This window comes from Pseudomonas fontis, from assembly GCF_028656955.1.
In the GTDB taxonomy this organism is placed as follows: Bacteria; Pseudomonadota; Gammaproteobacteria; order Pseudomonadales; family Pseudomonadaceae; genus Aquipseudomonas; species Aquipseudomonas fontis.
This window is the reverse complement of the sequence record NZ_JAMDGY010000040.1, coordinates 1-13,606: the sequence shown is the minus strand read 5'-3', so window position 1 is coordinate 13,606 and position 13,606 is coordinate 1. Positions and strand designations below refer to the sequence as shown.

At 64.8% G+C, this 13,606-nt stretch carries 3 protein-coding genes; all 3 read left to right on the top strand.

Annotation, left to right across the window (positions count from 1 at the left end; translation table 11 throughout):
• A partial coding sequence (locus tag M5G11_RS15095) for an amino acid adenylation domain-containing protein (RefSeq protein WP_273925305.1) occupies positions 1–4,109 on the top strand: 4,109 nt, incomplete at its 5' end.
• Between the two features lies 1 nt (position 4,110).
• Positions 4,111–12,021, top strand: coding sequence for a non-ribosomal peptide synthetase (locus tag M5G11_RS15090; RefSeq protein ID WP_273909260.1), 7,911 nt, complete (start codon positions 4,111–4,113; stop codon positions 12,019–12,021).
• A gap of 10 nt (positions 12,022–12,031) precedes the next feature.
• Positions 12,032–13,606, top strand: a 1,575-nt coding sequence (locus M5G11_RS15085) for a condensation domain-containing protein (RefSeq protein ID WP_273909261.1), incomplete at its 3' end; no start/stop codon positions are given.

Here is a 13,606-nt window from a genome sequence, read left to right as displayed (position 1 = left end):
ACGTGACCCACTGGACCTGTCGCGACGAAGGCCGCGATGGCGTGCCCATTGGTCAACCGATTGCCAACCTGTCGACGTTCATTCTCGATTCAGAGTTGAACCCGGTACCGGTGGGCGTGATTGGCGAGCTGTACCTGGGCGGAGAAGGGCTGGCGCGTGGTTATCACCGCCGCCCGGGTCTGACTGCTGAGCGCTTCATGACCAGCCCATTCGGCAAGGGCGAGCGCCTGTACCGCACGGGCGACTTGGCCCGCTATCGCGCTGATGGGGTGATCGAATACGCCGGACGCATCGACCACCAGGTAAAAATCCGTGGCCTGCGTATCGAGCTGGGTGAAATCGAAGCCCGCCTGATGGAGCAGGACGCCGTCCGCGAAGCCGTGGTCTTGGCCTTGCCGGGTGCCAGCGGCCAGCAGCTAGTAGGCTATGTCGTGGCAACCGAGGCCAACGCTGATGAAAGCGAGCTGCGCGAAGGCATCAAGACCCGCCTGAAAGACACCCTGCCGGACTACATGGTCCCGGCGCAGTGGGTGTTCCTCGCTGAATTCCCGCTGAGCCCGAACGGCAAGCTTGAGCGCAAGTTGCTGCCCAAGCCGGACGCCAGCCAGCAGCAGGCCGTTTACGTCGCCCCGCAAAGTGCCCTGGAACAGCAGATCGCTGCCATCTGGCAAGACGTGCTCAAGGTTGAGCGCGTTGGCCTGGCAGACAACTTCTTTGAATTGGGTGGTCATTCTCTTCTGGCCACCCAGATGACCTCGCGCATTCGTCAGGCGCTGGACGTGGCGGTACCGCTCAAAGAGGTGTTCGAAGTCGCGACGCTGGGTGAGTTCGTTCAGTCGCTGGCAACCCGGCCGGCCCGGCAGCGACCACCGATGACGCGCGTTGAGCGTAGCCAGCCGCTGGCCTTGTCCTATGCCCAGGAACGCCAATGGTTCCTTTGGCAACTGGACCCGACCAGCGCCGCCTACCACATCCCCATGGCCCTGCGTCTGCGTGGGCAACTGGATACGGCGATTCTGCAACAGTGCTTCGACACCTTGGTCCGCCGCCATGAGTCGCTGCGTACCACCTTGCGGGTAGAGGCCGAACACGCCCGGCAGTGGATCAACCCGCCGGCCCCCGTGCGTATCGAGCAGGTGCAGGTAAGTGACGAAGCTACCTTGCGCATCAGCCTGGAGCAGGAGGTCCGCACGCTGTTCGATATGCAGCAAGGCCCGTTGTTGCGGGTCAAGCTGCTGAGCCTGGGCGATGAGCAACACGTGCTGTTGCTGACCATGCACCACATCGTTTCCGATGCCTGGTCGATGCAGGTGCTGGCTGAGGAACTGGTCGAACTCTATGCCGCCGCCAGCGAGCGCCGCGCACCAATCCTGGCAGCTTTGCCAGTGCAGTACGCCGACTATGCCCAGTGGCAGCGGCAATGGATGCAGGCCGGGGAGCGCGAGCGCCAATTGCAGTATTGGGTCGAGCAGTTAGGTGGAGATCAAGCGGTGCTGGAGTTGCCCACCGACCTGCCACGCCCGGCGGTGCAGAGCTACCGTGGCGCACGCCTGGATATCCAGGTACCGGACGCCCTGGCCAGCGCACTCAAGCGCCTGGCGCAGCAGGCGGGCGCCACGCCGTTCATGCTGTTGCTGGCGTCGTTCCAGACCCTCCTGCACCGCTACAGCGGGCAAGCGCAGATTCGTGTCGGCGTCCCTATCGCCAACCGCAACCAGCTGGAAACCGAGCGCCTGATCGGCTTCTTCGTCAACACCCAGGTACTCAAGGCCGAGCTCGATGCCCAACTGCCGTTCAGCGACTTGCTGCAACAGGTTCGGCGCACGGCGCTTGAGGCCCAGGACCACCAGGACCTGCCATTCGAACAGCTGGTCGACGCCCTGCAACCGGAACGCAGCCTCAGCCATACCCCACTGTTCCAGGTGATGTTCAATCACCGCAGCCATGATCCACGCCAGGCACTCGGGCAGCGCCTGGCCGGCTTGCAGATCGAGGAGCTGGCCTGGCAGGGCGGCACTGCCCAGTTCGACCTGACGCTTGACACCTATGAGACCGCGCAAGGCCTGAGCGCGGCGCTGACCTACGCCACCGACCTGTTCGAGGCGGCAACCATCGAACGCATGGCCGCCCACTGGCTGAACCTGCTGCACGCATTGGTCGCCAACCCGCAGCAAAGCCTGGGTGATTTGCCGATGCTCGCCGAGCAGGAACGTGCACAGTTGGTGCAGCGCTGGCAGCCGATGGCGGCTCAGTGGCATGACCTGCAACCGGTTCACCAGCGTATTGCCGACTGGGCGCGGACAACCCCGCAAGCCATCGCCGTGCAGTGCGACGGTCGTCAGCTGAGCTTCGCCCAGCTCGACGCCCAGGCCAACGTTCTGGCGGCGCAACTGGTCGCCCGTGGCATCGTTCCCGAGACCCTGGTGGGTATCGCGCTGCCACGCTCGGTCGAGATGATTGTCGGCCTGCTGGCGATCCACAAGGCCGGTGCGGCCTATGTGCCGCTCGACCCGCAGTATCCTCGCGAACGCCTGGCCTACCTGATCGAGGATTCGGCCATCGCCTTGCTGATCAGCACCTCGGTGCTGTGTCAGGCGTTGCCGGTGCCGCCTGGGCTGGCGGTGCTGGCCCTCGACCAGATCAACCTGGACGCCGTGGATGTACCGGCGCCGCAGGTGGTTGTCGACCCGCGTCACCTGGCCTATGTCATCTACACCTCCGGCTCCACCGGCCAGCCCAAGGGCGTCACGGTCGAGCACGGGCCGCTGGCCATGCACTGCAAGGCGATCGGTGAGCGCTACGAAATGACCGCGGCCGATTGCGAGCTGCATTTCATGTCCTTTGCCTTCGACGGGGCCCATGAACGCTGGCTCACCGCGCTGACCCATGGGGGGCGCCTGCTGCTGCGTGACGAACGCCTGTGGAGCCCGGAGCAGACCTACGAAACCCTGCGCGACTTTGCCGTGACGGTCGCCGCGTTCCCGCCGGCGTACCTGCAACAGCTGGCCGAGCATGCTGAACGTGACGGCAACCCGCCGGCAGTGCGGGTCTACTGCTTCGGTGGCGATGCGGTGCCCAATGCCAGCTTCGAACTGGCCAAGCGTGCGCTGCGCCCGCAATACATCATCAATGGCTACGGCCCGACTGAAACCGTGGTCACCCCATTGATCTGGAAGGCCGCGCAGGCAGACAGCTGCCAGGCAGCCTACGCCCCCATAGGCACGCGGATTGGCGAACGCAGCGCGCAGGTGCTCGACAGCGGCCTGGCGTTGTTGCCGGTCGGCCTGGTGGGCGAGCTGTATCTGGGCGGCAGTGGCGTGGCCCGTGGTTACCTGCGCCGGCCGTCGCTGACGGCCGAGCGCTTCGTACCCGATCCATTCGGCGCCGCTGGCGCGCGGCTGTACCGCACCGGTGACCTGGTACGCCAGCGTGCCGACGGCATCGTCGACTACCTGGGGCGCATAGACCATCAGGTCAAGGTGCGAGGTTTCCGTATCGAACTGGGTGAAATCGAAGCACGCCTGCAAGACCTGCCCGAGGTCCGTGAAGCGGTGGTACTGGTACGTGACAGCACCCTCGGTGCGCAACTGGTGGCCTATCTCACCTTGGCCAGCGGTGGGCCGGGCCTGGACGATCGCGATGGCCTGATGCGCTGCCGTGCCTCGATCAAGGCCGCGCTCAAGCAAGCCCTGCCGGGCTACATGGTGCCCAGTCACCTGCTGTTCCTTGCCCAATGGCCGCTGACGCCCAATGGCAAGGTTGACCGCAAGGCCTTGCCGGCGCCAGACATGGGCGCCCTGCAAAACGACTACCTGGCCCCGGAAACCGACCTGCAACGGCAGGTCGCCGAGGTCTGGCAGCAGGTGCTGCAACTGGACCAGGTGGGCCTTGGTGACAATTTCTTCGAGCTGGGTGGGCATTCGCTGTTGGCGACCCAGGCCACCTCGCTGCTGCAACAACGTCTGGGCGGCAATATTCCCCTCGACCTCCTGTTCAAGGCTGCGGCCCTGGGCGACTACGCACAAAGCGTGGCGGGTTGCGTGAGCGACACGCTGGAAGAAGACCTGAGCGATATGTACGACTTTCTTGCTGAACTGGAGGCCAACTGAGATGGCTGGTATCGACAATGCCGCGCTGGTTCAGCGTTTCATCAAGCTGCCGCTGGAGCAGCGCAAGGCCTTCCTGGACAAACTCGCCGGCAAGGGCATGAGCCTCGCGCAGTTGCCGATCCCGGTGAGTTGCGAGGGCCAGTCGCGTCTGGAAACCTCGTATGCGCAACAGCGCCAATGGTTCCTCTGGCAACTGGAGCCGGACAGCCCGGCCTACCATATCCCGGCGGCATTGCGCTTGCGCGGCGCGCTGGACGTCGAAGCCCTGCAACGCAGTTTCAACCAGTTGGTGGCGCGCCATCAGACCCTGCGTACCACCTTCGAGCAGGATGGCGAGCAACTGCTCCAGATCGTGGCCGAGCAGGCCGAACTGGTGATCGAGCGTGAGCAGTGGGCACCGATTGCCGACCCGCAGCAGCGTGAGGCTCGCCTTGCAGGCTATATCGATGCCCAGGCCCGGCGCCTGTTCGACTTGCAACACTCGCCCCTGATGCGCGTGACCTTGCTCAGCCTGGGCGAGGACGAGCATGTGCTGGTGATGGTGCAGCACCACATCATCTCCGATGGCTGGTCGATGGGCGTGATGGTCGACGAGCTGGTCCAGCTGTACGCCGGCTTCAGCCGTGGGCAGTCGGTGCAGTTGCCGGCATTGCCGATCCAGTACGGCGACTACAGCGTGTGGCAGCGGCGCTGGATGGAGGCGGGTGAGCGTGATCGCCAGCTGGCCTACTGGACCCGCCAGTTGGGTGGCGAGCAGGTGCTGCTGGAACTGCCAACCGACTTTGCCCGGCCGGCCCAGCAAAGCTACCGTGGGGCCCGCCTGGACCTGGAACTGCCGGCTGAACTGGGCCAGGCCCTCAAGCGCTTGGCACAGCGCGAGAACTGCACACCGTTCATGGTGCTGCTGGCGTCGTTCCAGGCCTTGCTGCATCGCTACAGCGGCCAGTCGGATATTCGCGTCGGGGTGCCCATTGCCAACCGTCATCGCGCCGAGACCGCCGGCCTGATCGGCTTCTTCATCAACACCCAGGTGCTCAAGGCCGAAGTTGATGCGCGCCAGCCGTTTGCTGATCTGCTGCGCCAGGCCCGGGAGGCAACCGCAGGTGCACAAGCGCACCAGGACCTGCCTTTCGAACAACTGGTCGAAGCCCTGCAGCCGGAGCGCAACCTCAGCCATGGCGCGCTGTTCCAAGTGCTGCACAACCACCGCAGCGAGGCGCCGCGAGCGGTGTCTACCCAGGGGCTGGGCGTGGAGATCGAGAACCTGGTCTGCCAGAGTCATTCGAGCAAGTTCGACCTGACCCTGGAAACCCTGGAGCATCCACATGGCTTCAGCGCTTCGCTGATCTACGCCTGCGATCTGTTCAGCGCGGCGACGGTCGAGCGTATGGCCGGGCATTGGTTGAACCTGCTGCACGCCGTGGTGGACAACCCGCAGTTGGCCGTGGGCGAATACGTACTGGCCGATGCTGCCGAGCAGGCCAGTGGCCGTGCGCTGTGTGATGGCCAAGGGCTGCCCGAGGCGGTTGCGCTGTCGGTAGTGGAGCGCTTCGAGGCGAATGCCGAACGCGACCCCCAGCGCTTGGCTGTGGTCGCTGGCGGCCAGGCGTTGAGCTACGCCGAATTGGAGCGTCGGGCCAATGTGCTGGCCAATCGACTGGTCGCGCGCGGCATCGACGGCAACTGCCGGGTGGGGATTGCCAGCGAACGCTCGGTGGACTGGCTGGTTGCCGTACTCGCGGTGCTCAAGGCGGGCGCTGCCTACCTGGCGCTGGATGTGACGACACCGGCCGAACGTCAGCGCCAGTTGCTGGACGACAGTGGCGTGGCCCTGCTGCTCAGCGATGGCCGGTTGCCTGAAGGGCTGGATCAGGCGCTGGCGGTCTTGCCGATTGGCGTTGCTGAGGGCGATCCGGGTGAACGGCTACGCGGTATTGCACCCTTGGCGCAGAGCCCTGCGTATGTGGTGTATACCTCCGGCTCCACGGGTCGCCCGAAAGGCGTGGTGGTCAGCCACGGCGCGCTGGCCAATTATGTCGACGGCCTGCTTGCGCGCATCCCGCTGGCTGAGGCGAACAACCTGGCCATGGTCTCCACCGTGGCTGCAGACCTGGGCTACACCATGCTGTTCGGTGCGCTGTGCGCCGGGCGCACCTTGCACTTGCTGGATGCCGAACGGGTAATGGATGCGCAAGGCTTCGCCGACTATATGCAGGCCGAGCAGATCGACGCCTTGAAGATCGTCCCGTCGCACCTGGAGGCCCTGCTCAAGGTTGCACAGCCTCAGCGTGTACTGCCGCGCCACTGCCTGATCCTCGGGGGGGAGGCGTGCGCGTCCGGCCTGCTGGACGACATCGCGCGGCTCGCCCCGCAAACCCAGGTGTTCAACCACTATGGGCCCACCGAGACCACGGTGGGCGTCGCCGCTGGCCCGATGCACATGAGTGAGCGCGGCACCGCGTTGCTTGGTCAGGCCCTGGCCAACAGCCAACTGCACCTGCTCGACGGTGAATTGCAGCCGGTGGCGCAAGGGGTGGCAGGCGAGCTGTACATCGGCGGCGCCGGGCTGGCCCAGGGCTATCTGGGGCAGCCCGGGCTGACCGCCGAACGCTTTGTGCCAAACCCGTTGGCTGGCGCTGGCAGCCGCCTGTACCGCAGTGGTGATCGGCTACGCCTGGGCAATCGTGGCCTGGAATATCGGGGGCGGATTGACGATCAGGTGAAGATCCGCGGGTTCCGCGTCGAGCCGGGCGAAGTCGCGGCGGCGCTGCGTGAGTTGCCGGGCGTGGGTGAAGCACTGGTGCTGGCCCGCGAGACCGACACCGGCCGACAACTGGTGGCCTACGCGGTGGTTGATGGGCACGCGCTGAGCACTGCCGATCAGAACAGCCTGCGTCAGGCACTGCTGGCCGGGCTCAGGGCCGAGCTGCCGGACTACATGGTGCCGGCGCACCTGGTGCTGCTTGAGCAACTGCCCCTCAACGCCAATGGCAAGCTGGACCGCAAGCGCTTGCCTGCGCCTGAACGCGCGACGAACAGTGATAGCTGGCAGGCGCCGCAAGGCGAGATGGAGCAGGCGATTGCCGCGATCTGGCAGGCTGTGCTCAAGGTCGAGCGGGTAGGGCGCAACGACAACTTCTTCGAACTGGGTGGTGATTCGATCATTTCCATCCAGGTGGTCAGCCGGGCGCGTCAGGCGGGTATTCGTTTCACTCCCAAAGCGTTGTTCCAGCACCAGAACGTGCAAGCGTTGGCGCGTGTCGCACAGCGTGAGGCCGGCAATGCCGGTGACACTGGCGCAGTGACGGGTGCTGCGCGCCTGCTGCCAATTCAGCAGGCATTCTTTGACAACGCCATGACGCAGCAGGACCACTGGAACCAGTCGGTATTGCTGACACCCGCTGAAGCCTTGCTGGGCGCACGGGTAGAGCAGGCGTTGCAGGCGCTGGTGCAGCAACATGACGCCCTGCGGCTGCGCTTCACTGCGCAAGGCGCCGATTTTATCGAGTACTCGGCCCTGCAGCAGGCCTGGGCCTTGGCGCCGATCCTCTGGCAGGTCGAGGTAGCCGATGCGCAGGCGCTGCTGGCCGTAGGTGAAGACGCCCAGCGCAGCTTGAACATCGAGCAGGGCCAGCTGCTGCGCGCGGTGCTGGCGACCTTGCCGGACGGCGAGCAACGTCTGTTGCTGGTGATCCACCACCTGGTGGTGGACGGTGTTTCCTGGCGGATCCTGTTCGAAGACTTGCAGCAGGCCTATCAGCAGCTTCAGGTGGGTACTGCGGTGGTGCTGCCGGCCAGGACCAGTTCGGTGCAGCAGTGGGCCGAGCAACTGCATGCCTATGCCGCCAGCCCGGCGCTGAACCGCGAGCTGGAATTCTGGCGCACCCAGCTGGATGGCGCGCGTGCCGAGCTGCCGTGCCGCAACCCTGAGGGTGCGCAGCAGAACTGCCATGCCCGCAGCGTCAACGTGCAGCTCGACCCGCAACTGACCCGGCAATTGCTGCAGCAGGCCCCGGCCGCCTACCGCACCCAGGTCAACGATCTGCTGCTAACGGCATTGGCGCGAGTGGTCGGGCCCTGGAGTGGGCAACTCGGTGCACTGGTGCAGTTGGAAGGGCATGGCCGTGAGGAGCTGTTCGAACATATCGACCTGACCCGCACGCTGGGCTGGTTCACCAGCAAGTACCCGGTCTGGCTGCGCCCGACCAATGATCTTGGCGGTTCGCTCAAGGCAATCAAGGAGCAGTTGCGCGCCGCGCCGCACAAGGGCATCGGCTTCGGGGTGCTGCGCTATCTGGGCGAACCTGCGGCGCGCGAAGCGCTCGCGGCGCTGCCCAGCCCGCGTATCACCTTCAATTACCTGGGCCAGTTCGACAGCAGTTTTGCCGATGAGCAGGCCGCCCTGTTCACCCCGGCCCGTGAGGCTGCTGGTGCCGAGCAGAGCCAACAGGCGCCGATGGGCAACTGGTTGACGGTTACCGGCCAGGTCTATGACGGGCGTTTACGCCTGAGCTGGAGCTACAGCAGCGAAGTCTTCGACGAGGAGGCGATCGAGGCCCTGGCAGCGGCTTACCAGCGTGAGCTGACCAGCCTGATCGCGCATTGCCTGAGCGAAGGCGCTGGTGGTGTCACGCCATCGGACTTCCCGCTGGCCTCGCTTGACCAGGCGCAACTGGACAGCCTGGAGTTGCCGCTGGCAAATCTCGACGATCTCTACCCGTTGTCACCCATGCAGCAGGGCATGTTGTTCCATACCCTGTATGCCGAAGAGGGTGGCGACTATATCAACCAGATGCGCCTGGACATCGACGGGCTTGATCCGCAGCGATTCCGCCAGGCCTGGGAGCGTTGCGTGCACGCGCACGCGATCCTGCGTACCGGCTTTGTCTGGGACGGTGCGTTGGAGCAGCCGCTGCAAGTGGTGTTCAAACACGTCGAGCTGCCCTTCGTGGTGCATGACCTGCGCGGCGCCAGCAACCCGCAGCAAGCCCTCGATGAGCTGGCTGCCGCGCAACTGGCGCAAGGCTTCGTGCTGGGCCAGGCGCCGCTGCTGCGCCTGGTGCTGGGGCGTACCAGCGAGCAGCGCTATCACCTGATCTACACCCACCACCACATTTTGATGGACGGCTGGAGCAGCTCGCGGCTGCTCGGTGAAGTGCTCCAGCATTATCGCGGCGAAGGGGCGGTGGGTAGTGCTGGACGCTACCGGGATTACATCGAGTGGCTGCAAGCCCAGGATGCTGCGGCCGATCAGGCGTTCTGGGAGGCTCAGTTGCACACTCTGGACGAGCCTACCCGCTTGGCCGATGCGCTAGTTCGACCGCAGGGCGGCGAGGGATATGGCAACCATTACCAAGTGCTCGATACCGACAAGACCCGCTTGCTGGGCGAGTTCGCCCGGCAGCAGAAAGTCACCCTCAATACCCTGGTGCAAGCAGCCTGGCTGCTGATCCTGCAACGCTATACCGGCAAGGCCAGTGTGTGCTTTGGCGCCACCGTGGCAGGTCGTCCGGCGGAACTGCTCGGGGTCGAGCAACAGATCGGCCTGTTCATCAATACCCTGCCGGTGATTGCCCGGCCCGAGGCGCGGCAACCGGTCGAGGCGTGGCTGCAACAGGTACAGGCCTGCAACCTGGCACTGCGCGAACACGAGCACACACCGTTGTTCGAGATCCAGCGCTGGGCTGGGCAGGGCGGGGCGGCGTTGTTCGACAACATCCTGATCTTCGAGAACTACCCGGTTTCCGAAGCCCTGGAGCAGCAGGCGCCCAAGGACCTGCGGTTTGGCGAGATCGCCAACCACGAACAGACCAACTACCCGTTGGCGCTGGCGGTCGGGCTGGGTGAAACGCTGTCACTGCACTTCAGTTTTGCCCACGCGCAGTTTGCTGCGGCCGCCATCGAGCGCCTCGGCGCGCACCTGGAGCACCTGCTGTGCAGCCTGCCAAGCCACGCCGGGTGCATGCTCGGCGAGTTGCAATTGCTCGCTAGCCAGGAGCGCCAGCAGGTCCTGCACGCCTGGAACAGTACCCAGGTAGCGCACGACCTGAGCCTGAACATCGCGCAACGCTTTGAGCAGCAGGTGGCCCGGTCGCCGCAGCACGTTGCCCTGACATTTGCCGGGCAATCCTTGAGCTACGCCGAGCTGGACCGGCGTGCCAACCAACTGGCTCATGCGCTGATCGAACGGGGTGTCGGTGCGGACGTGCTGGTCGGCATTGCCGTGGAGCGCAGCCTGGAAATGATTGTCGGCTTGCTGGCCGTGCTCAAGGCGGGCGGTGCGTATATTCCGCTGGACCCGGCCTATCCCGAAGACCGCCTGGCCTACATGTTCGAGGACAGCGGCATCAGCCTGCTGCTCACCCAGGCGCATCTGTTGGCAACGCTGCCGGTGCCTTCGCAGGTCCAGGCCTTGCTGCTGGACAATGCCGAGTCGGCGTTTGCCGCGTATTGCACCAGCCGCCCGCAGGTGACCGTGCTGGCCGACAACCTGGCCTATGTGATCTACACCTCCGGATCTACCGGCAAGCCAAAGGGGGTGATGATCCCGCATGCAGCGCTGGTCAACTTCGCGGCCAGCATGGCAGCCTGCCCCGGTATCGGGCGCGATGACCGGGTGCTTTCGCTGACCACCTTCTCCTTCGATATCTTCGGGCTGGAGATCTACGTGCCGTTGATGGTCGGGGCAACCGTGGTGCTGGCTGAAAAAGCCACCACCCAGGACCCGCAATTGGCCCTGACGTTGATCGAGCAGGCTGCGGTCAGTGCGCTGCAAGCCACGCCGTCTACCTGGCGCATGTTGCTCGACCACGAGAACGCCGCCGTGCTGCGTGGGCGCCGCGTGTTGTGTGGCGGCGAGGCGCTGCCGGACGAGCTGGCCCAGCGCATGCTGGCCCTGGACACCCAGGTATGGAACCTCTATGGGCCGACCGAGACCACCATCTGGTCAGCCGTGCAGCCAATCACCCGGGATGCACCGAAGCCCTGGCTGGGTCGCCCCATCGACAATACCCAACTGCATCTGCTGGACACTGAACTTGAGCCCAACCCGATCGGGGTGGCGGGCGAGCTGCTGATTGGGGGTAGCGGTCTGGCAAGGGGGTACCTGTGCCGACCTTCGCTGACTGCCGAACGCTTCGTGCCCAACCCGTTCGCCGACAACGGTGAGCGCCTGTACCGCACTGGCGACCTGGCGCGCTATCGCGAAGACGGGGTGATCGAGTACATCGGGCGAATTGATCATCAGGTGAAGATTCGCGGTTTCCGTATCGAACTGGGGGAGATCGAGGCGCGCCTGCTCGACCATCCGCAGGTTCGCGAAGCGGCCGTGCTGGCCCAGGACGGCCCTGGTGGGCAGCAACTGGTGGCCTACCTGGTGCCGGACGACAGTCATTGGCTGAGTGCACAGACCACGCAGCAACTGCAGCAACGCGACCAGCTGCGTGCCTGGCTGCGCGAGACCTTGCCGGAGTTCATGGTGCCGTCGCACCTGTTGCTGCTCGAACGCTTCCCGCTGACGCCCAACGGCAAGCTCGACCGCAAGGCCCTGCCATCGGTTGATCAGGCCCAGGTGCGCAAAGCCTTCCGGGCACCGCAGAGCGAACTGGAGCAACAGCTGGCGGACATCTGGCGTGCGGTGCTTGAGGTGCAGCAGGTTGGGTTGGACGACAACTTCTTCGACCTGGGCGGGCACTCGTTGCTGGCCACCCAGGTCATGGTGCGGGTGCGCAACCAGTTACGCACGGAAATACCGCTCAAGGAGCTGTTCGAAAGCGATGATCTGGCCAGCTTTGCCCAGCGTGTTCAGGCCCTGCGCCAGGGCGTGTCGTCACTGGATGAAGAATTGGCTAAATCTTTGGAGGCCCTTAAACGTTTATCAAGCGTTGAACTGGAGAAGCTAATTTCCGAGTGAGGGTTTTGGGGTGCAAGAGTTGATCGAGTCGGTGGGTGGGCTGTCGCAGAACCAGCGCAAGGCCTTGGCGGTTCTGCTAAAGCAAAAAGGCATCAACTTGTTTGCGGTAGTCCCCGTGTTCAAGCGCCAGGCGGATGAGCCACTGCTGCTGTCCTATGCCCAGGAGCGCCAGTGGTTCCTCTGGCAACTGGACCCGCACAGCGCGGCCTACCATATCCCCACCGCCTTGCACCTGCGCGGTGCGCTGGATATCGCCGCGCTGCAGCGCAGCTTCCAGGCCGTGGTCGCGCGGCATGAAAGCCTGCGCACGGTGTTTGTCGATAGCGGCGAGCGCACGCTGCAACAGGTCCTGCCCGAGGTAACGCCACAGCTGACGCGGCACCAGATCGCCGCGGGGGTCTCGGTCGATCAGCGTGAGGCGTGGATTCGTGCGTTCGTTGCCGAACGCAGCGCGGCGCTGTTCGACTTGCAGCACGGGCCGCTGATGCGCATCGACCTGCTGACCCTGGCGGACGACGAGCATGTGCTGCTGGTGACCTTGCACCACATCGTTACCGACGGCGCTTCGATGCAGGTCATGGTCGAGGAGCTGGTGCAGTGCTACGGCGCTTTCAGCCAGGGCGACGAGTGCGAGCTGCCGGCCTTGCCTGTGCAGTATCCCGATTACGCCCTGTGGCAACGCCAGTGGATGGAGAACGGCGAACGCGAGCGTCAATTGGCCTACTGGACCGCGCAACTGGCGGGCGAGCAAAGCGTGTTGGCTCTGCCCACAGATCATCCGCGCCCGGCCGAGCAAAGCTTTCGCGGTGCGCGGCATGCCCTGGCACTGCCGCCAGCACTGAGCCAGGCGTTGAAAAGCCTGGCGCAGCGCGAGGGCGTTACACCATTTATGCTGTTGCTGGCTTCCTACCAGGTGCTGCTGCACCGCTACAGTGGCCAGGATGATGTACGCGTCGGCGTGCCGATTGCCAACCGCAACCGTGCAGAAACCGAGCGGTTGATCGGCTTCTTCGTCAACACCCAGATTCTCAAGGCCACGTTCAGTGAAGCGCTGACCTTTCGCGCGATGCTGCAACAGGTCAAGCACACGGCGCTGCAAGCCCAGGCGCATCAGGACCTGCCGTTCGAACAACTGGTCGAGGCCTTGCAGCCTGAGCGCAGCCTGAGCCATAGCCCGCTGTTCCAGGTGTTGTTCAACCATCAGAATGCCGGCCGTGCCGTGGCCACCGGGGCGGCCTCGGCGCTGCGTGTCGAGCCGCTGAGCTGGGAGAAACAGACGGCGCAGTTCGACCTGACACTGGACACCTTCGAGGCGGTTGAGGGGCTGTCTGCCGCTTTTACCTACGCTACCGACCTGTTCGATGCAGCGACCATCGCCCGCATGGGCGAGCATTGGTTGAACTTGCTGGAAGGCATCGTGGCGGCGCCGGATACGCGGGTTGCCGACCTGCCGATGCTCAACGCAATTGAGCGCCAGACCATCGTCGAAAGCTGGAACGCCACGGCCACCGAATACCCGCTGCAAACCAGCATCCAGTCGTTGATTGAGGCGCAGGTTGAGCGGGCGCCGCATGCGCCGGCGTTG

Excerpts from the sequence above, each read along its gene's own strand:
- M5G11_RS15090 (WP_273909260.1), top strand. The coding sequence starts at position 4,111 with ATGGCTGGTATCGACAATGCCGCGCTGGTTCAGCGTTTCATCAAGCTG.